Source organism: Campylobacteraceae bacterium, assembly GCA_013215945.1.
Classification (GTDB): Bacteria; Campylobacterota; Campylobacteria; order Campylobacterales; family Arcobacteraceae; genus NORP36.
This window is the reverse complement of the sequence record JABSOM010000001.1, coordinates 218,942-241,144: the sequence shown is the minus strand read 5'-3', so window position 1 is coordinate 241,144 and position 22,203 is coordinate 218,942. Positions and strand designations below refer to the sequence as shown.

Annotated in this window: 17 protein-coding genes; 16 read left to right on the top strand and 1 reads right to left on the bottom strand. The window is 27.7% G+C overall.

The window, feature by feature from the left end; all coding sequences use genetic code 11:
- The first annotated feature begins 8 nt into the window (after positions 1-8).
- The 11 genes from HRT41_01105 to HRT41_01055 are packed head-to-tail and all read left to right on the top strand — an operon-like array spanning position 9 to position 16,770.
- Complete coding sequence (locus tag HRT41_01105; protein ID NQY22607.1) at positions 9-2,375, top strand: flagellar hook-length control protein FliK; 2,367 nt, start codon at positions 9-11, stop codon at positions 2,373-2,375.
- Entirely contained in the window at positions 2,375-3,130 is a 756-nt protein-coding gene (locus tag HRT41_01100; protein ID NQY22606.1) for a flagellar biosynthetic protein FliR, read from the top strand. Before HRT41_01105 ends, HRT41_01100 begins: the two co-directional genes overlap by 1 nt.
- A gap of 9 nt (positions 3,131-3,139) precedes the next feature.
- Positions 3,140-4,183 (top strand): flagellar biosynthesis protein FlhB, encoded by a 1,044-nt coding sequence (gene flhB / locus HRT41_01095; GenBank protein ID NQY22605.1) that lies wholly within the window; start codon positions 3,140-3,142, stop codon positions 4,181-4,183.
- Between the two features lie 13 nt (positions 4,184-4,196).
- Positions 4,197-6,191 (top strand): hypothetical protein, encoded by a 1,995-nt coding sequence (locus HRT41_01090; protein ID NQY22604.1) that lies wholly within the window; start codon positions 4,197-4,199, stop codon positions 6,189-6,191.
- Positions 6,191-7,498, top strand: coding sequence for a flagellar protein export ATPase FliI (gene fliI / locus HRT41_01085; protein ID NQY22603.1), 1,308 nt, complete (start codon positions 6,191-6,193; stop codon positions 7,496-7,498). Before HRT41_01090 ends, fliI begins: the two co-directional genes overlap by 1 nt.
- A complete protein-coding gene (locus HRT41_01080) occupies positions 7,495-9,618 on the top strand; it encodes a hypothetical protein (protein NQY22602.1) in 2,124 nt (707 codons plus the stop codon). Before fliI ends, HRT41_01080 begins: the two co-directional genes overlap by 4 nt.
- Before the next feature lie 15 nt (positions 9,619-9,633).
- Positions 9,634-11,751 carry a flagellar biosynthesis protein FlhA gene (gene flhA / locus HRT41_01075; protein NQY22601.1) on the top strand — a complete coding sequence of 706 codons (2,118 nt, stop codon included), beginning with the start codon at positions 9,634-9,636 and terminating at the stop codon, positions 11,749-11,751.
- Positions 11,751-13,208 carry a BatD family protein gene (locus tag HRT41_01070; GenBank protein NQY22600.1) on the top strand — a complete coding sequence of 486 codons (1,458 nt, stop codon included), beginning with the start codon at positions 11,751-11,753 and terminating at the stop codon, positions 13,206-13,208. The genes flhA and HRT41_01070 overlap by 1 nt, the downstream gene beginning before the upstream one ends.
- Positions 13,205-13,912, top strand: coding sequence for a hypothetical protein (locus HRT41_01065; GenBank protein ID NQY22599.1), 708 nt, complete (start codon positions 13,205-13,207; stop codon positions 13,910-13,912). Before HRT41_01070 ends, HRT41_01065 begins: the two co-directional genes overlap by 4 nt.
- On the top strand, positions 13,899-15,602 hold the full coding sequence (locus tag HRT41_01060) for a molybdopterin-dependent oxidoreductase (protein ID NQY22598.1): 1,704 nt from the start codon (positions 13,899-13,901) through the stop codon (positions 15,600-15,602). The genes HRT41_01065 and HRT41_01060 overlap by 14 nt, the downstream gene beginning before the upstream one ends.
- Positions 15,544-16,770: an MFS transporter gene (locus HRT41_01055; GenBank protein NQY22597.1), complete on the top strand. Its 1,227-nt coding sequence runs from the start codon at positions 15,544-15,546 to the stop codon at positions 16,768-16,770. Before HRT41_01060 ends, HRT41_01055 begins: the two co-directional genes overlap by 59 nt.
- Here the strand turns inward: HRT41_01055 and bioD are convergent.
- Positions 16,767-17,405 carry a dethiobiotin synthase gene (gene bioD / locus HRT41_01050; GenBank protein NQY22596.1) on the bottom strand — a complete coding sequence of 213 codons (639 nt, stop codon included), beginning with the start codon at positions 17,403-17,405 and terminating at the stop codon, positions 16,767-16,769. The genes HRT41_01055 and bioD overlap by 4 nt on opposite strands.
- Positions 17,406-17,477: 72 nt before the next feature.
- Here bioD and clpS point away from each other — a divergent pair, with 72 nt between their 5' ends.
- The 5 genes from clpS to HRT41_01025 all read left to right on the top strand — a co-directional run bounded on the left by clpS (position 17,478) and on the right by HRT41_01025 (position 22,203).
- Positions 17,478-17,777: an ATP-dependent Clp protease adapter ClpS gene (gene clpS, locus HRT41_01045; protein ID NQY22595.1), complete on the top strand. Its 300-nt coding sequence runs from the start codon at positions 17,478-17,480 to the stop codon at positions 17,775-17,777.
- A 1-nt stretch (position 17,778) separates the two neighbouring features.
- Positions 17,779-19,992, top strand: a complete 2,214-nt coding sequence (gene clpA, locus HRT41_01040; protein NQY22594.1) for an ATP-dependent Clp protease ATP-binding subunit ClpA — start codon at positions 17,779-17,781, stop codon at positions 19,990-19,992.
- Between the two features lie 294 nt (positions 19,993-20,286).
- On the top strand, positions 20,287-20,553 hold the full coding sequence (locus tag HRT41_01035; GenBank protein NQY22593.1) for a c-type cytochrome: 267 nt from the start codon (positions 20,287-20,289) through the stop codon (positions 20,551-20,553).
- Positions 20,554-20,624: 71 nt separating this feature from the next.
- Positions 20,625-21,062 carry a rhodanese-like domain-containing protein gene (locus HRT41_01030; GenBank protein ID NQY22592.1) on the top strand — a complete coding sequence of 146 codons (438 nt, stop codon included), beginning with the start codon at positions 20,625-20,627 and terminating at the stop codon, positions 21,060-21,062.
- Positions 21,063-21,267: 205 nt separating this feature from the next.
- Positions 21,268-22,203 (top strand): DnaJ domain-containing protein, encoded by a 936-nt coding sequence (locus HRT41_01025; GenBank protein ID NQY22591.1) that lies wholly within the window; start codon positions 21,268-21,270, stop codon positions 22,201-22,203.

The window sequence follows — 22,203 nt, the reverse complement described above, 5'->3', positions numbered from 1 at the left end:
AGTAAATGATGGATAAAAAACTAGATATACTTTTAGATAATAAAGCCACTGTTCTTTCTCTTAAAACGAATAATAAAACAAGTTCAAAAGAAGGCATGTCCTTATTTGATCAGCTTTTAAACGATGCAAAAAAAAGTATCTCTGTTCAAAAAGAATTAAATAACACCTCAAACCATAAGAGCAATAAAAAAATTGATAAATTAGAGAATCAAACCTTAGCTAATAAAAGTATAGGTTCTTCTTCATTATTAGATAAATTAATTTTTGAAACCAAAGAAAAAATTTCTTCACACGAAAAAATTGAAATAAAAGAAATAAAAAACAATGATAACTCAAACTCTTCTAAATTAGTAAAATCTCTTAAAAATACTAGTTCTGAGCTTAAAAACATTGATAATAATATGAACAATAGTCTAAATAATAAATCCAATGAAAATATCAAAACAGATAATCTAAATAATAAATCCAATGAAAATATTAAAACAGTTAACCCAAATAATAAATCCAATGAGAATATTAAAACAGATAATCCAAATAATAAATCAAATGAAAATATTAAAGCAGACACTATAAATAACAAAACTGCTGTGCTTGGTGAGATTAATATTAATAAACAAAACGAAAAAAATGAGTCTAGTGAAAATAAAATAGAAAATTCCAAAAATAATAAAATTAGCGATGTTGTGGATGTTAGCAAAAAGAATCCCAATATAAATGAAAATACGCAAAAAAGTGAAAAGAGTTTAAAGGAAGAAATTGAGATAAAAAGTACAAAATCTTCCTCTCCTCTACGTTCAAATAAAAATGATGTGAGTTTGTTAAATACTGTTAAAGATAATATAAAATCAAATACTTCTTCTGTTAAAATAGAAGAAAGTACGATCAAAGTAGATACAAAGAGTGATGAAATAAAAAAAGAAGTTTTTTCTGATATCAAAAAAGAAAATAAAGATGAAAAAATAGAAATAAGCAGCAAAAAAGTTAATGATAATCTCACTGTTCTTGAAAAGAATATTCCTTCTCTACTTCAAAAGAATGATAAAAAAACAAGTACAATGTCTCCTGTATTTTCAAATGATAATACAAAAGATATAAAACTACAAGTATTCGACACTGTTAGTGTTTCAAAAAATTTAAATAAAAATTTAGATGGACTTGAAAATACCAAAGATATAAAAAATGATGTCAAAATAATAAAAGATGAAAATCTAAAACAAGAAGAGCCAAAAAAAGAACTTAGAAATGACAAATCACAAATTGTTAAAGATAATATTGTTATAAATCTCAAGGATAAAAATAATAATTCTGAGAAAGTACTTAAAAGTGATACTAGAGATACTATCTTAGCAAACAATAATAATCTTAAAGTAAATGATTCAAATTCTAATAAAAATGCAGCAAATGAATTTTCAAAACTTTCTACAAATGGATTATCACCTGAAAAAATAAAGCTTAATAAAGAAGATATTCTAAACAAGAATAATACATCTTCTTTAAAAAATGACCAAAAAATAGAAAATAACTTAGAAAAAAACAGTGAAAAAGTTTCTTTTATTAGTGATAAAATTGATGTAAAATCCTCAAAAGAAAGTTTATTAAGCAATATTTTTCTTTCTTCTCAACAAAGAGTTGCCAGTAGACAAGAAATGCAAACATTATCAGAAAATAAAAAATCTATTATTGAAGATAAAAGTATTGTTACACTAAAAACGGTTGCAAAGGATTTAGAACTTGATTTAACAGAAGTCAAGATGGATTCTAAAAAATCAGACAAAAAAGTTTTAAGCAAAGAACTTGTTTTGGATAAGTTAGCATTCTCAAAAAATATATTAAAAACAAATATTGAGAATATTTTAGGAACAGTTAATGCTAATATTATAGAAAATGAATTAAATGATTTGCCTGATTTTACGTTAAATGTATCGGGACTCAATTTAAATTCTTTGGAAACCAAAATTATATCGGCAAGACAAAATGTTTCTTCGCTAATGTCAGATATTGCTAAAAAAATGTATGAAAATTATAAACCACCAGTAACTGCATTTAGAATGTTATTAAATCCTTCTACTTTGGGCTCAATTTCTGTTATTATGAAACATGATAAAGAAAATGGATTAAGTATTTCTTTAAATATGTCCAGTCAAAATACCCTTGAAACAATGAATGAAAATGAAAGTACTTTACGTTCTGCACTTTCTAAGACTTTTTTAGATGACAGTGAGTTTTCACTGGATTTTAATATGCAAGGTGATGCCAGAAATCAAGAAAAAGAAGAAAAACAAGAACATGCAAGAAATTCTACGAATGAAATTTTAGAAAGTTTAAGCAATAATATAAATGCTGAGTCTTTAGAGAATAATCAAAACTATATGTAATGGAAACACTGATCGCTTTATTAAGTGAGGAATTTTTATACAAATTTCTTTTACTTTTTGCTCGTATTTTAGCTTTTGTTGTTTTTATGCCAATTTTTGGGCATAAAAGTATTCCAATGAAAGTAAGACTGTCTTTGGCACTGTTTTTTAGTATTTTTTTATACTCATTTGTTAGTTTTGACACACAAAATATTATGAAAAATGATGTTTTTCTTTTGTCTTTATTAAGTGAATTGTCTTTAGGCTTTTTTGCTGCTTTTTTATTCAATATTATTTTTTCTGCTGTTAGAATTATTGGTGATTTTATTTCTTATGCAACTGCTTTGTCTATGGCTACAATGTTTGATCCTGCGTCAGGTTCAAATGATGGTGTAGTTTCAAGGTTTTTGTATTTGGTTTCTTTGGCTTTGTTTTTTGAGACCTCTATGTACGAAATGACTATAGTTATGATGGTAAAAAGTTTTTCTATGGTTACTTTAGGTACTTTTGATGTATTTTCTTTTAATGGAATTGAATTTGCTATGTTAGAAATTAATAGAATGTTTGCTTTTGCTTTTTCTTTTGCATTACCATTGTTTTTTATCTCCTTTATAATGGATATTTATTATGGTTATGGTACAAAAGCAATGCCTGCTTTTTCTCCTTTTGTTATTACTTTTCAATTGAAGTTTGCATTGATTTTTATTTTTATGCTTTTGGGTTTTGATATATTCGCACAGAATTTTATTGATTATTTTACCAGTAAATTTAGCTAGGAGAATTTTATGGCTGAAGAAGAAGATAAAACAGAAGAACCCACCGATAAAAAAGTTGAAGATGCTAGAAAAGAAGGTAATGTTGGTAAATCAGCAGAAGTTGTAGGGGCTTTAACCTTAACACTTGGTTCTGTATACTTATTGTTTTTTTCTTCTGCTACAACGAATAGTATTAAACACTTAATGTATTTTTCTTTTGATTTAATTGGTCATGAAATGGATGGCAATGCTTATTATACCTTGTTTGACACTACCTTAACGACTATGTTAGTAGCATTGTCTCCACTTTTTGTTTTGATTGTAGTATTAGTTCTTATAGGAAACTGGGCCCAGTTTGGCTTTTTAGTTAATCCCTTAAAATTGGATGTAGGTAAGATAAATCCTTTAAAAGGTATAAAAACTTTATTTGCACTTAAAAAAGTGATTGAAGCAGCAAAACTAGCAGCAAAACTATTTGTAATTATTGTTGTTATGTGTTTATTGTTTTTGTTAACGGGGGAAGCATTTTTAGCTATGATGGACAAAGAGTTTTATGCTTCATTAGAAGCTATGATTATTTTGATAAGCTATTTTTTGGCAGCCATTTTACTTATTATAATTATTTTTGCTATAATGGATTTTTTCTTCACAAAACATTATTATGTGAAATCATTAAAAATGAGTAAACAAGAAATTAAAGATGAGTATAAAAACATGGAGGGGGATCCTTTGATTAAGGGTCGTATCCGTAAGTTGCAAATGAAAATGGCGCAGCAAAGAATGATGCAAAGTGTACCAGATGCAGATGTAATTATTACGAATCCAACACATTATGCAGTTGCTTTAAAATATGATAAAACGGTTAATGCTTCACCTTTAATTATTGCAAAAGGAATTGATTTTTTAGCAATAAAAATAAAAGATATTGCCAATGAAAATAATATTCCAATTATTGAGAATCCTGCATTGGCACGTGCATTATATGATCAACTTGAAGTTGATCAAAGTATACCTGAAGAATTTTTCAAAGCTATTGCTGAAATATTCACCTATATATATGAATTAAAAAAATAATTAAAGGAAGAATGTGAGATTATTTTTACTCAGTATTTGTTTATTAAGCACCTTATTTGCGAAAAAGGATTTTTATTATTCTTTTATTGATCAAAGTGGCAATCAAATTTCGCAAAGACAAAAACAAAAAATAGTTGATGGTTTTGATGCTATTCTAAATATTAGAGAAATTGCAAAAGATGGAAAAATTGATGAAGCATATGGTGAAATTAAAGCCTTAATGGCTTTAAATAAAATCAATGTGTTAAAATCAGATATTATTATGTTATATGCAGAACTTTCTTTAAAGAAAAAAACAAAAAGACATGTTTTTGATGGTGCGAAAATTCTTGAAAAAGCTATTAATAGCTCTGATATTCATGAAGATGATTTATCAAAAGCCTATATGCTATTAGTGGAATTAAAATTAGATTCTAATAAAATAAAAGATGCTAAATACTTTGCAAAGATTATTATAGATAATTTTGATAATGAAAAAACCAAATCTTATGGAAAAATATATCTCTCAAAAGTATATAAACATACCAAACAATATAAAAAATCAATTCGTATTTTATATGAAATATTAACTCAAACAAAAGATGTTTTAGTAGCTACCATTGTTGCTGATGAACTCTTTGATATTTATGTTTTAAGTGGACAAAAAGATAAAGCGTATGACTTAATTTCTAAGGTTTTAATCAAAAATATTGATTATTATTCACAAGATTCTTATTTAGCAATTGAGAAAGTAAATAAACTTGTTCGTGCCAATATGCCAGAATTTGCAGTAGAGATTTTACAAGAACTATTATTACGAGCTAAAAAACCAGAAGTTATAGAAGATTTTAAATACAAACTTGCTAATACCTATATGTTAATGTATGACAGAACCAACTATTATTTATTTAAAGCAAATGAACTGTATAAAGATATTTTAAATGAGTTCCCTAATGGAATTTATACTAGAAAATCGAAAATTTTTATAGATGAGATATTAATGAGAGAAGGAAAAATATCTCCTGCTATTATGGCAAAAAAATATGAAAAATCTGAATCAATGAGACAAAAAATACTCTTGCAAGAACTTCTTAATTTAAAAAAAGAAGAAAAATTTGAATATATTTTAAGAATAAGAAAAATCTACAGAACAATCTCAGATTCTATTGCTAAACGTTTTGGTTATGAAACTATGGATGTCATTTTTGATGAAGTTCATCACTTAATGATCAAACAGTATTTGGAAAAAAACAGATGTATGTCCTTAAACAAAGTTTTACAAACAACAAGAAAAGAAACCTTAATTAAATTGATTAAAAATGATGAAATTAAGTATAAGTTTTTTGAATGTTTAATTGAAGTTCCTTATGAACGAGCTTTTAAATTAGTAAAAGAAACTTTTTTACGAAGTAGGGATGCAAATATTTATTTGTATTTAGAAAGAATGTCTCATAGTTTAGGTCTTTTAGATGAAGCTTTAGATTTTTCTGCAAAAGTTGATATGGTTAATGATGAAAAAGTTTTAAGCGAAGAGTTTTTACACCGGTTTGTAATTATCAATGAAAAAAACAATGATTTATTACTGGATAAGTTCTTTTTATATGCAAAATACAATGAACAATATATTAAAAACAATGAAAACAACCCTGTTATTATTGATTTTTATTATCAGTATTTTTTATATTTAAGCCAAAGAGATAAAACAGATGAGTCGCTTGATTATTTAAAAAAACTCTATTTTAAACAAAATGAAGTTAAAGCGTATGTTTATTCGCCCTTTGTAGAAATGGAACTTTCAAGAAACGAAAGAAAAAAGAATAATAAAGAAGAAGCTATTAGATATTTAAAAGAAGCGCTCAAAAATACAAGACGGATTAAAAACAATGATTTGGTACAAATTTATTATGATTTAATGAAATTATATGAAAGTTTAAAAAATGAGAATCAAGAAGAAGAATTTTTATTAAAATGTAAAAGTGTAAAGGATACAAAAGATTCTTTCTATAAAAAAATGTGTGATGAACTGTAATGATTGATTTAGAAGAATTAATAAATAATATAGATTCAGATAATTTAGTCGTTCCTTTTGGAAGAATTGAATATATTAGTACTACAACAATTACTGCAACAGGTATTGAAGTAGCTGTTTCAGATATTGTAAAAATCGAGTCTGAACAGCATACTTATAGTGTTTTAGGAATGGTAGCTACTATTTCTAGTGAGAATTTTACCATTGTGCCTTTTTCTTTCATTGATGGTTTTAGAATACATGATAAAGTTTATTTACAAAAAGAAGGTTTGAGTGTAAAATGTGGTTATGGAATGCTTGGGCGTGTTGTTAATGCTTTGGGAGAAGAAATTGATAATAAAGGAAAAATTACTGATTTAGAAGAAAATTCTGCAATTAATAAAGTTCCTATGCGAGCGCTTGATAGAGGTATTATTGATCAAAGGCTCTCCACAGGTGTAAAAGCAATTGATTCAATGTTAACAGCTGGAAAAGGCCAAAAAGTTGGTATTTTTGCAGGTTCTGGGGTTGGAAAATCTACTTTAATGGGAATGATTGTAAAAGGAAGTGAAGCACAAATTAAAGTTATTGCTTTAATAGGTGAGAGAGGGAGAGAAATTCCTGAATTTATTCATTATAATTTAAACAATGACCTTGAAAATACGATTATGGTTGTTGCTACTTCTGATGAATCCGCTTTAATGCGAAAATATGGTGCTTTTACAGCTATGGCTATTGCAGAATTTTTTAGAGATAAAGGCCATGATGTTTTATTAATTATGGATTCTGTGACCAGATTTGCTATGGCACAAAGAGAAATAGGCTTAAGCACAGGGGAACCTCCTGTATCAAGAGGATATCCGCCTTCTGTTTTTGCTTTATTGCCTCAATTAATGGAGAGAGCAGGAAACAATGACAAGGGCTCAATTACTGCATTTTTTACAGTACTTATTGATGGAGATGATTTAAATGATCCCATTTCAGATCAAAGCAGATCAATTTTAGATGGACATATTGTATTAACAAGAGAATTAACAGAACAAGGTTTTTATCCTCCTATTGATCTTCTCAAATCTGCATCTAGGGTTATGGACAAAGTCGTTAGTAAGGAACATTATAATGGCTTTTTAAAGTTAAAGAGAGTACTATCTTTAATAAAAGAGAATGAAGTTCTAATACGTGTGGGTGCTTATAAACCTGGAATGGATAAAGAATTGGATGCAGCTTTAGCTAAAAAAAATAAAATTCGTGAATTCCTGGTTCAAAATACTCAAGATAAATACAGTTTTGATGATATCTCAAAACTCTTTATGGAGGTTCTAAAATGATTGATTTAACAAGTAGTACTTTATATAGATTGGATAATTTAAATAAAGCACAAATACAATTGTCCTACCAACAAAGTACGGGTAAATTAATTGATAGAGGAAGTGATGATACACAAATATTTGCTAGTGAAATTTATGTTCAAGATAAAATCACAGTTTATGAAGGTATTACTTTTCAAGTAGAAAAAACAGCAGCTCAAAATTCAAATGCTGATTCTGCCCTGGCTTCTATGAAAACACTTTTAGAATATGTTAAAGCAGAACTATTAAAAGCACTGAATGATACAAATGGGGCAACCGAGAGATCAACAATTGCTGTTCAATTAGAAGGTGTAAAAGAAAATATGATTATGCTTGCTAATGAAAGAATTGAAGGTGAATATTTATTTGCAGGTTCAAATACTACTGTTAAACCTTTTTCACAAGACCCAAGTACTGGAAAAATAACCTACGAAGGTGATGGTTATTTAAGAGAAGTAGCTGTTGAGTACGGATCTTACCGCGATAAAGGCGTTACAGGTTTTGATATGATGAGTATGGCTACTTCCACTATTCTAGATAATAATGATTCTTCAAGAACATACCCCGTACAACAATCCGTTGAAGAATTTGATGAAAATTCTAAAATAATTTTTAAAACAGGAACAGATAAAATTCTTGACAGCAAAGGCAATGAATGGAAATTTTACGATGCCAATGCTGATGGTACAATAGATTCTACTGAAGATAAACGCTTGTATAAATTTGACTCTTTAGGCAAAACAGATGATTATTTAAATGTTGCTCCTACATCTAATGCAAATGAATATACAACAATTTCTGATTTGGGATATATTGATGTTGTTAATACAGATTTAGGAGATGTTAAAAGTTTAATTACGCCTAGTTTTTTTAAAGTAAATACTACTTTTACATCCAGTGAGATTACTTTTACTTATGGAGAAGAACGTATTGTTGATAGTAATGGAAATGAATGGAAGTTTCTTGATGACAATCAAAATGGTACTATTGATAGTAATGAAAAAGATAAAATTTATAAATTTGATCACAATGGTAAAACAGATGAATACCTTACTGTTACAGCTACAAGTAATTCAAATGAATACATAACGAGCACTCTTGATAATTCTTTTTTAGATTCAGGGGACAAAAAAACATTGATTAATCAAACTTTTTTTACCAATAAACTGATATATGAAAAGGATTCTGATTTACCCTTAAGTACAAATTCTGAATTTGTTTTTACTGATAATGAAGGTAGAATCATTGATCAAGATGGAAATGAATGGAGATTTCACGATGTAAATAATGATGGAGTTATTGCAGAAAGTGAAAAGAATAAACTGTATAAATATGATATAAATGGAAAAACACAAGAATATTACAATACCGTTTCTACAGATAATGCAAATGAATTTAAGATTAGCTCTTCTTTAACTGAAGTTAGTTTAGATTCAGGAAGTACAAGAACTGTTACTACACCTAGTTTTTCTCTATATACACCTGCAAGTGCTACAAGCTCTCAAATTCTATTTAAAGAAGGAGAAGGTCGAATTATTGATCAAGATGGAAATGAATGGAAATTTTATGATGAGAATGGCAATGGAGAGATCGGTGATGATGAGAAAAATAAATTGTATAAATTTGACAGTAATGGAAAAACACAAGAATACTATTCTGTTTTAAAAACAGGAAATGCTGGTGAATTTATTACTACTGACATAGGAACAGTTAATTTAGATTCTGGAGGAACAAAAGAGTTAATAAATCCTAGTTTTGAAGTGAAAAAAAATATATTTGATGTTTTAGATGACATTATTGAAGGTCTTAAAAACAACGATGTAGAACAAATGAGAACAGGATTAGATGAAATTACGAAGTCTTATGATGCTGTTAATCAAGCGCATGCGGATTTAGGAGCTAGAAATAAAGTATTTGAATTGTCTTTGGAACGTTTATCTACAAAATTAACTCAATTTAAGATTTTTTATTCTGAAGTTTCTTCTGCTGATCCAGCAAAAATTGCGATTGAAGCAAAAGCTTTAGAATTAACCTATGTTTCTTTGTACTCAACGATTAATCGTTTAAACAGTATGTCATTAGTAAATTATCTTAATTAGGGTTTAACAGAATAAATGGGTTTTAAAAAGTTTTTTTCAAAAGATTTAATTGTTGTTGCACTTTTTATTGCAATATTAACTATTATTATAGTGCCTTTACCGAAGATGATTCTGGATTTTTTTCTGGTCATCTCTTTGTCTTTATCTTTATTAATTTTATTAATATCTCTTTATATCCAAAAACCCTCTGATTTAACTACTTTTCCTACGCTGATACTTATTTTTGCGCTGTTCAGATTGTCTTTAAATATAGCTACTACACGTTCTATTTTAAGTGAAGGACATAAGGGTCCGGATGCTGTATCTGATATTATTGCTGCTTTTGGTGAGTTTGTAGTTGGTGGTAATATGGTAATTGGTATTATTATCTTTATTATTTTAGTATTAATAAATTTCATGGTTGTAACAAAAGGTGCTACAAGAGTTGCTGAAGTAACTGCTAGATTTACACTTGATTCTATGCCTGGAAAACAAATGGCTATTGATGCGGATTTAAATGCTGGTTTTATTGATGATATAGAAGCCCAAAAACGAAGACGTGCGCTTATTTCTGAATCTACTTTTTATGGAGCTATGGATGGATCTTCTAAGTTTGTAAAAGGGGATGCGGTTGCTGGTATCATTATTACTTTTGTGAATTTAATTGGTGGTTTATTAATTGGTTTTTTTCAACACGATTTAAGCATAAGTGAAAGTGCTGAAATTTATACTATTTTAACCATTGGAGATGGATTAGTAGCACAACTTCCTGCTTTGATTTTATCAACTGCAACAGCTATTATTATTACACGCTCAAATATGGATGAAGAACGTTTTGCGGATCAAACCATTAATCAATTGGTTAAAGACTCAAAAGCGTTAATTCTTGTTGGTTTTTGTATGATGTTATTTGGTTTATTACCTGGTTTTCCTATTGGTGTATTGATGTCTTTAGGTTTTATGATGATTGGCTTAGGAATTATCATTGCTATGGTAGAAAACAACAGTGATAATGCTGTAACCAGGTTTTTTAAACAAAGAAAAGTAGAACCAGGACGTAGAGGTTCTGCTGCTGAAGTTTCTCAAAAGAAACAACAAGCACAAGCCAATAAACCAAGTGAAAAAGAACTTATTGATACTATTATGAAAATGGAAGTTTTAGAATTAAAACTGGGAATTCGTTTATTAAAACTGGTCCAAGGTAATTCAGAATTATTAGATAAAATCAGAGGAATTCGTAAAACAATAGCCAGTGAGCTTGGTTTTATTATCCCACAAATTAGAATTTCAGATGATTCTTCTTTAAACCCCAATGAGTATAAATTGCATTTAAAGCGAATTCCAATATCTGTAGGACGTGTCGAGATTGATCGTTTTTTAGCAATGGGTGGAGATCCTAAAGCCAATTTAAAAGGTTTAAAAGTTAAAGAACCTGTTTTTGGTTTGGATGCTGTGTGGATTGATGAAGTGTCAAAAGAAGAAGCTTTAATGAAGGGGTTTACTGTTGTTGATGCTCCTACTATTATCTCTACTCATTTATCTGAATTAATTAAACAACATGCAGAAGATATTCTTACACGACAAGATATTGTTGATATGGTAGATGCTTTGAAAGCGGATTTTCCTATTGTTGTAGAAGAAGCTATGAAAGTAACTTCTTATGGAATATTATTAAAAGTGTGTAAAGATTTATTGCATGAAAATATTCCAATTATTGATATGTTAACTGTTGTTGAAGCTATTGCTGATATTGCTGAGTTTACTAAAGCACCGGATGTATTATTAGAACATGTACGCGCTAAATTGTTTAGATTAATTACTCAAAGATTTAAAGGTAATGATGGCGTTTTACATATTATTACACTAAAACCTGAGATTGAGCAAAGTTTTGTATCAAAATTACAAGAACAGCATGGAGTGACTCAGCTAATGTTATCCATTGGTGAAATTAATTCCCTTGTTACTAAAACCAAAGAGTTAATTGAAAACCTTGAGCAAAAAGGTTTTGCAAAAGTCTCTTTAGTGGTTGAACCTACTTTACGTAAAAGAGTATCTGATATATATGAAAAATTTGGTTTAGATGTGGCTGTTTTATCTCATGCTGAATTGGATTCTAAAGCAAACTTTGCAATTGAAGGCACCTTGGAGTTTTAATGTTAACATTGTTTAAAGTAGGCATTTTATTAGTATTCTTTTTTACAAGTGCTCTTTCAAATATAACGCTTAGTTCAAAAAATACGTTTTATGAGAATGAAGCTTTTATCGTTAATTATGAAGTAATTGCACAGGAAATTGTTTTTCCAAGTATTACAAAAATTGCTTCATATGATGTGCAAAATACTTCAAAACAATCAAGTTATTCTAATATCAACGGTAGAATAAGTAAAAAGCAAATTCGTCAATTTTTAATTTATCCTCAAAATGATTTTATAATTCCTTCTTTCGCTTTTGTTCTTGATGGAAAAACGGTGTATTCAAAAGAAAAAAAAATAAGAAAACAAAAAATTATTAAAACAAAAAACAATAATTTTGATTTAAGTATAAAACTATCAAAAAAAGATTTGTATTTAGGCGAAGATGCACTTTTAATCCTTGTTTTTAAATACAGAAAAAATTCCCAAATACTTGATTCTTCTTTAGAAACACCTCGTTTTGATAATTTCTGGTTTAAACAATTGTCTTCTTCTCCACAATATGAAGAGGGTCCTTATATTGTTCAAGAAATACCATTTTTGATTTTTCCTCAAAAAGTGGGACAAATAATTATTCCTTCTCTAAAAGTAAACTTACAAATTCTTGATACAAATAATACCTTCTCATTATTTGCTAATGAAAGTAAACAGCTCAATATTTACTCAAATTCTCTTAGTATTAATGTTAAAGCATTACCCAAAGGTATTGCTTTAATAGGTGAATTCTCAATTAGTTCTAGTATTAATAAAAATAAATTAAAAGAAAATGAAGCTCTTTCTTACCAAATTAAAATAGAGGGTTATGGAAATATTGATGATCTTGAAGATATTACTTTTAATATTAAAAATACTACTGTTTTCCAGAATAAAGCAGATGTAAAAAAAGAATTTATAAGTGGAAGATATCAGGTGTCTTATTCTAAAACTTTTTCTTTTCTCTCCTCTAATGATTTTATTATTCCTTCTTATTCCTTACGTTATTTTGATAAAAAAAGCAAAAGTATAAAAGAAATCAAAACAAAAGAATATCAAGTTTATGTGAATAAAGTGAAAAATAAAAGTATTTTACAAAAACAAAAAATAATAAAAAAGACTCAGTATAAAAATAGTGAGAATATTTTATTAAGTAGAGGTATTTTTTTCATTCTTGGTATCTTCTTTGCTGTATTAATCTTTAGTTTATTTAAATTTGTTACAATTAAAAATAAAAAAACCATAGAATCTAGTCTGTCCAAAAAAATAAAGAACTCTTCTTCAAAAAAACTCTTATTAAATATTTTGGCGGTATATATTTTAAAATTTCCATTGTTAGATGAATATATATACAAGCTCGAAAAATGTGAAGAAAAAGAGTATCAAAGTATCAAAAAAGATATTTTGATACTAATAAAAAAATTAGAAAAAAAAGGTAAATTATGAAAAAAATAATTGTATTTGTTCTTTTGGCTGTGAGTGTTTATTCTCAAGAGTATTACTCAAAAGTAAAAGCCTTAAATTCTTATGTGATTAAAGCAGCAGTTAGTGGAAAAATTACCTTTTCTAATGATGCTTTAGAAGGTAAGTTTGCAAATAATTCTTTAATTATTCAAATTGATAACTCTTTGGATTTGATTGATTTAAAAGAAAGTAAAAATAAAATGCTTTTGTTAAATGAGATGATAAGCATTGAAAAGAAAAACTATTCAAGACTAAAAAAAGTATCTTCAAAATCGATTTTTGAAAAAGAAAGCCAAAAACTAAAATACATTAATTTAAAATCAAATAAAGCAGATTTGAATATTAAAATATTTTCGCTGGAAGATAAAATAAAAAATAAAAAACTCTATGAAAAGAATAATTATATTTTTAATATAAGCGTAAAAAAAGGGGATTATGTTAATCCTGGAAATATTCTGTATGAAAGTAAAGATTTATCAGCAGGTAAATTAGAAATTTTTATTCCTATTTTAGATGCCCAAAGTATTTTAAAACAAGACATTTATATCAATGATGTAAAAAGTGACTTGAAGATTTCCAAAATATTTAAAGTTGCAGATGAAAAGCATATTTCTTCGTATAAAGCTATTATTATAATGCCAAAAGTAGATTTATTCTCAAAGCTTGTTAAAATTGAATTCAAATAATAGTATTGCTTGCCCCTTAGATTGTTTTGATACCTGTGAGGCAAGTTATAATGATGGAAAAATAAAAGCAAGTGCAAGTCATGTTCCTACGAATAAAAAACTGTGCGTTAATTTTGCCAAGCTTTTAAAAGAAGAAACTTTTTCTTCTGCATTTTATGATAAAAATGCAATTTCTTTAAAAAGTGCTTTAAACATACTTGTTGAAAAACTAAAGAGCACTAAAGCTTCTAAAACTTTATATTATAAAGGAAGTGGAAATTTAGGTGTGCTGCAGTCTTATCCTAAGACCTTTTTTGCTAAATATGGTTCTGTTTTCACACAAGGTGGTTTATGTGATAATATTGGCTCTCATGCTCTTGAAACATCAAGAGGAGGTGCTAATATAAATCCTCCTTTAGATTATTTGATAAATGCAGATGTAATTATATGCTGGGGAAGAAATTTTACTGTTACTTCTTCTCATATGTACAAACTTGTAAAAGATAAGATTTTTATTACAATAGATCCTATGACAACTCCAATAGCTAAAAAATCAGAATTACACTTACAAATTAAACCAAAAACAGATCATGAATTGGCTTTATTATTAACTCAAATGATTTATCTTAATAACATAGAAGACAAAGAATTTATTAATGAACATGAAGGGCATAAGTTTTATGAACTTGCTTGTAAACGTAGTATTGATTCTTATATTAAAACGCTTGATTTAAAGATTGAAGATATTCATAGTTTTATTAATCTCATTAAAGGCAAAAAAATTGCATTAATGTTGGGGTTAGGGGCTCAAAAATACTATGAAGGTGCTTCTATTTTTAGAAGTATTGATTCTTTTGCTGCAAGTATGGGTCTGCACAATACTAGCAGAAGTGCAGGGGGTGTATGGTATTTAGCTGATGGCTCTTATGGTTATGAAAAACAATTAATCGCAAACCCAAAAAAACGAGTTGATATTTCATGTATTGATTACAGTGCTTATGATCTTGTATTTATACAAGCAGGAAACGTATTAGTTTCTAATCCCAATACTTTTAAAATCAAAGAAGCACTTAAAAATACCTTTGTCGTATTTTTTGGAACAAGTAAAAATGAAAGCAGTGAATATGCCAATTTAATTATTCCCGCTTCTACATTTTTAGAAAAAAAAGATGTGCGTTTATCTTATGGGCATGAGTATAAAAGTGTTTCTTATGTACATGAATACAATAATGAAAAAATTTCTGAATACAACTTATGTAAATATTTATTTGATGCTTTTGATTATGAGGGATTAAAAGAAGAAGATGATGTTTTTAACTATTATAAAAATGCAAAAGCTAAAAGCTTTGAGATAAAAAACTATAATTTTATTAAGCATTTTAACATTAAAAATCTTTATGAAATAAAAAAAGAAAATGAATATTTTTTTATCACTTCTAAAGCAAAAAATTCATTAAATTCACAATTTGCTAAGGATGAGAATGTTTATCTTCATCCCAATAATATTTATGCAAGTGCAAAAAGAATAAAACTTCTTTCTTTATACGGCAGTGCAGAATTTTCTGTTGTTTTAAGTCCTGATATAAGAGAAGATTGTGTTTTGTGTTATTCTGGCAATAAATATGCCAACTATTTAACGCCTTCTTTGAGTGATGAAGTCGCTTTTTCTGCAATTTTACAAGAAGTATTGGTGCGTCTTGAACTACCTTAGTTTATTAAAACAATACCCTTTAATTAGAAAACTGTCTGTTTTACAATTTATTGCATATTTTGGTGCTTGGTTTTCTTCGGTTGCAATATATACAATGTTGGTTGATTTTTCTTCTTCTGCTTTTGTAATTTCTATGGTAACAGTGATGCATCTTTTACCAGCTGTTGTGATTGCACCTTTTTCTGGGGTAATTATAGATAAGTTTAAAATTAAGAATCTTTTATTTTCACTTTTACTTATTGAATTGTGTATGACTTTATTGCTCTTATTGATTGATGAACCCTCACAAATTTGGCTTTTAATGGTAATAGTTTTTATTAGAATGACTGCTGCTTCTATTTTCTTTTCAGCAGAAATGTCTTTATTGCCAAAATTAGTAAGAGGCATTGCTTTACAAAAAGCAAATGAAATCCATTCTATTATTTGGTCTTTTACTTATGCTGTAGGAATGGGATTAAGCGGTTTAGTGGTTAATTATTTTGGTATTAAAACAGCTATTATCTTGGATGCCAGTGTTTTTGTTATTGCTTTAGTTTATTTTTCTGGCATTGATTTTAAAATCGAAGTCGAAGAACACAAGGAAAAATTCTTTGCTATGATAAAAGACGGTCTTTTATATATCAAAAAATCAAAAATGGTAATACACCTAATTATTCTACATGCAAGTGTTGGTTTAACTTCTTTTGATACGCTAATTACTTTGTTGGCTAAAAATGAATATAAATATGTAATTGCTGTTCCTTTGGCGCTTGGAATATCAAATGCGGTACGAGCACTTGCTTTAATGATAGGCCCTTTTTTCATAAGTAAGTACTTAAACAAAGAATCTTTGGTCTATTTATTTATTTTTCAAGGATCTGCTATTATTTTGTGGGCAGTATTTCAAAACAATTTTTATTTTTCTTTAGTGACACTGTTTTTTGTAGGACTGTGCACTACAAGTATTTGGTCTTATACGTATGCTCTCTTACAAGAAAAAGTTGAAAGAAAATATTTAGGCAGAGTTATTTCTTACAATGATATGGTATTTATGTTAAGCAATGTTTGCACCACTTTGTTTGTAGGACTTATGTCCTCTTATCTTTCTTTGCAAATAATCTCAGGTATTTTAGGTGCAATGTTTTTTGTAGTTGCTTATTATTATAAATTTTTAGTAAAACATCTCTAAAATGTTATGTCTTTTAGAAACTTGATATTTGTTTTGCATTCTTTATAAAAAGGATAAGAGACTTCCATAAAAGAATCTTTATCAAGAAAAACATTGATATAACACTCATAAGAGATTTCATAAGTCTTTAATGCCATACAAGACAATAAAGTATCATTAATTCCTCCTAATTTACTTGAAGCAATAAGTGCTGTTGGTACATTAAAGGCTTTTATTAAATCAATAATATAAAAATCTTTTTCAATAGGAACCATTAATCCTCCTGCACCTTCAATAATTAAAAAATCACAGAACTTAAAAAGGTAATCCCTTTTTTCTTTTAAATAGGATAAAGAAATTTTTTTGTCTTTTTTCGCTACATAAGGTGCTGCTGCTAAAGTAAATTGATAAGGGACTATATCATCTATACCCACCTTAAAATCAGGGTTTAGCTCTTTTGTAAGTGCAAGCATTTTTGTTCCATCTAGGGGCGCATCCTTTACTCCTGTTTCAATGGGTTTAAAATATCCTACTTTAAAACCTTTGGAATGGTAGTATCTTAAAAACTTCTCAGAGGCATAGGTTTTACCTATATCTGTATTGGTTGCTGTAATAAATAAACTTTTTTTCTCTAAAGGCTTTTTTTCTTTAATCATGTAATATCTTTTTTGGTATAATTATTATATAAATTTGGGTTTATTTTATCCAAAGTATAGTAAAGGTTTTATGTGGCACACGAAATAGAGTTTGAATTACAAGATAGTACAGAAGTTGAAGAACCTAAAAAATATAAAGTTTTATTGTTAAATGATGATTATTCAACTATGGATTTTGTTATTGATGTTTTAACAAAAGTATTTCGTAAAACAAACGATGAATCAACGAATATTATGTTAAACATTCATAATCATGGAAAAGATATTTGTGGGGTTTATACTCATGAAATATCTGCTACAAAAGTTGCACAAGTAAAAACAATGGCAAGAGATAATGGGTTTCCTTTAAAAGCTGTCATGGAAGAAGAATAAAATGATTTCAAATGAACTAAGAACAATCTTTGGTCAAGCAGTATCCTATGCTAAAGACTCTAAACACGAGTATTTAACGGTTGAGCATATTTTTTTAATGTTATTAAGTGATGAATTTATTAAATCTTTATTTGTAGATTTAGGTTTAGATACAAATAATATTAGCAATGAAGTAAAAAAACACTTAGAGCATAATACTCCTGTTTTACCAGAGGGCATAAATGATGAGCCAATAGAAACAGTTAGTTTAACAACAGTAATAGAACATATGGTAGCCCATACCCAAGGTTCAGGAAAAAGAGTTGCAAATGTTGAAGATATGTTAGTAGCTATTTTAAAAGATGAAAAATCTTATGCTACGTATAAACTAAAAACCTTGGGCATTGAAAAAGTAGATATTTTGGAAGAAATATCACATACAGAGAACTCTCCTTCTGCTGAGGAAGAAAATGAAGAAGACAATGAGAATGAAGTTTTACAAAACAATGCAGTTGAATTAGTAGCTTTAGCGTCAAATGGTGAAATTGATCCTGTGATTGCAAGAGAAAATGAGATTAACAGAGTTATTCAAATTTTAGCACGTAGAAAAAAGAACAATCCTTTATTAATTGGGGAACCAGGTGTTGGTAAAACGGCTATTGCAGAAGGGCTTGCTTTAGAAATTGCTAATAAAAATGTACCTTCTATTTTATTAGATGCAAAAATATTTTCTCTTGATATGGGTTCTATGTTAGCTGGAACTAAATACAGAGGTGATTTTGAAAAAAAATTAAAATCTTTATTGACTGAAATATCTAAAATTCCTAATGCTATTTTATTTATTGATGAAATTCATACTATTGTAGGTGCTGGAAGTGTAGGGGGCTCTGCTATGGATGCTTCTAATATATTAAAACCTCTTTTAGCCAATGGTAAACTTAGATGTATAGGAGCTACTACTTTTGCAGAATACAGAAATGATTTTTCAAAAGACAAAGCTTTGAGCAGAAGATTTGCAAAAGTGGATGTAGATGAACCAAGTATCAAAGACAGTATTTCTATTTTAAATGGTATTAAATCTAAGTACGAAGAATTCCATAATGTAAAATACAATTATCAAGCCATTAAAAATGCAGTTGAATTAAGCAAAAAATTTATTAATGACAGATATTTACCCGATTGTGCTATTGATGTTATTGATGAAGTAGCAGCTACAAAAAAACTTTCTTTTGATGCAAAAGATCGAAAACAAGTATTGACAATTACAGCAAAAGATGTTGAAAATACTGTTGCGTTAATGGCTAATGTTCCTCCTAAAACAGCTACAAAATCTGATTTGACACTTTTACGTAATCTTGAAAAAAATATGAAAAAAAGAGTTTTTGGACAAGATGAATCTATTTCTAAAATTGTAGAAGCTATAAAAGTAAACAGGGCTGGTTTAAGTGGAGAGAATCATCCTGTTGGTTCTTTTTTATTCACAGGGCCTACTGGTGTTGGTAAAACTGAAGTTGCAAAAGAACTGTCTTTACAATTAGGTGTACATTTTGAACGTTTTGATATGAGTGAATATATGGAAGCACATACGATTTCAAGACTTATTGGAGCACCTGCTGGTTATGTTGGATTTGAAAAAGGTGGTTTATTAACTGAAGCTATTAGAAAACACCCACATTGTGTTTTATTATTAGATGAAATCGAAAAAGCACATCCTGATTTAATGTCTATTTTACTGCAAGTAATGGACAATGCAAAACTTACTGATAATAATGGGAATATTTCTTCTTTTACGAATGTTGTATTGATTATGACATCAAACTTAGGTACAAAAGAAGCTCCTGTTATGGGATTTAATAAAGATGAAAATTCCAATCAAGACAAGTCCATTAAAAAATTCTTTGCGCCTGAGTTTAGAAATCGATTGGATTGTGTTGTTAAGTTTAAATCTCTTAGTATGGAAGTTGTTGCTTTAGTTGCTGGAAAATTTATTGATGAGGTACAAAATCAATTAAGCGATAAAAACATCAAAATTAATATTTCAAAAAATGCAAAACTTCAATTAGCAATCTTAGGTTATGATGAACAAATGGGGGCAAGACCTTTAGGAAGAGTTATTGCTGATAAAATAAAATCAGTATTAACAGATGAGATTTTATTTGGTAAACTCAAAAAAGGCGGTATTGTTAGTATTGCTTACAAAGACGACGCTTTTACGTTTGATTACAGTAAAGAATAAATAGAAAACACATCTTATGTGTTTTCTTAATTAATAAAAAGGATTGATATGAAAAAAAGTTTTTTCCTAAGTATTTTAGTACTTATTGTATTTATTGCCTGTAGTGATAAAAAAGAAGAGAAAGAACTCTCTTCTATGCAAACACAAGAAAAGAGTAAAACGATAGAAAATAAAAAAACGATAGTAACAGAAGTTATTTTAGAAACAAAAGAACAAATGGATGTAATAATTGATGTAAAAAAAGAAGAACTTGTAAATGTTATTGAAGAAACAAAAAAAGATGTTCTTAATAAAATGAAGGAAGTTACTGTTTCCATAAATGCTCAAAAACTTTATGCAGCCTGTTCTTCCTGTCATGGGCTTAAAGGTGAAAAAGCTGCTTTAGGTAAATCAGAAGTTATAAACATCTGGAGTGAAGAGAAAATTTATTTAGCATTAATGGGTTATAAAGATGGCTCTTATGGAAAAATGATGAAAGGTTTAATGCAAGGGCAGGTTAAAAACTTAAGTAAAGAAGAAATACGTGCATTATCTTCTTATATCAGCAAAGTAAATAAATAATGAAGCTATGTTTATCTATAAGTTCTTCTTATGATACTTTTAATTACAATTTAAAAAAAAATGGAATATAAATGCTAAAAAATACTAATATAACATTCACAGGTTTTTCTAAAATGCCTAATGAAATTTCATTTTCAAATGACTCTTCTTTAAACAAAAAAAAGTGTCTTGAATTATTGGCTTCAAACTCACTTTCAGGGGATGAGTTAATTTCACTCTTAGCTGCAAGAGCAAAAAAGATTATTCATTTTTTATTGATTGATAACAGAGAGATGAATGAATATCTTCAACAAAGAATTGAAGGAACTGATTTTTTGGTACCTACAAGTTCTTTTTATGAGAGTATGGAAGTACTTAAAAATGAGAAAAACACACCTTGTATTGTATATTGTTTAAGTGGAGGCAGAAGTGCTCAATGCTTAAATATTATGAACGATATGGGTTTTATTAGTGTTTGTAATTTACAAGAAGGTTTATACACCTATAAAGGTGAATTTGTTTCAGGATAGAAGAACATTTCTTAAAATTAGTATAAATAATTTTAAGAAATACATTAAAATAAGATTCTTCCCCCTTAATAGCCTCTTTAAACACTATTCTTAAAAAAAACTAAAAACTAAAAAATTATATATTTTTACACTATCTTCTTGTATTATAAAAAAATCTTTAGATATTTTTGTATAATAGTTTAGAATAATATTTTTTAAGGTGTTCATGAAAGAAATAATAAAACGATTAGAGATAATTAAAAGCTCAATTATTATAGAAGATAATGAAATAGTAGATTTACAAGTTAAAAAACTACTGCTTTTAAAAATAGACAATAAAGTAGAGTCTATTTTATATCTTATTTCAAATACGAATTTTGAAAAAGTCATTCCTTTAATTGATGACTACTTAAATCAATTTCGTAGCCTTGTTATTTATGAAGATGAAAAAATACAAGGACTTAAACATGAACTGTCCATTTTAGAAAAAGAATTTTTACTTTATTCCAATAAAGTTGAAGAATATCATAATATCATTAATGATTTTAATATTAAGTACCACAAAAAATTGGGAGATTTAATTGAAGAGATATTAGTTTTAAGAGAAGAATATTATGAATATATGTCTAAAGAAAATGAAAATTTTAAAGAAGAATACAAAGAATCAAAAAAAGATTATGAAGATTTTCACAATGAATTTAAACAATTCTCATATGCTAACTCTTTTGATTTAAGTAAAGAAGATAAAAAAGAGTTAAAACGTTTGTATAAAAAAGCTTCGCGACTTTGTCATCCTGATATTCTAGAAGATGAGAAAAAAGAAGAAGCAGAAGAAATATTTAAAGAATTAAATGCAGCATATGAACAAAAAGACATTAAAAAAGTAAGTAATATTTTACATCAACTCTTAAGTGGGGAGAGTTTTATTAGTGCTTCTGATTCTTTATTTGATAAAAAAATATTAAAAAAGAAAATTTCAATTTTACGCGAGAAAATTAGAAAAATTAAAATTGAAATTACTTCATTAAAAGAAAATGAAACGTTTATAATGCTGAATAAAATTGATGATATATACGATTATTTTGTAAAAATGCAAGAAGAGTTACTTCTAGAAAAAGATTCTATTATGGAAAAAATTAAAAACTTCCTTCAAAAGCACTAA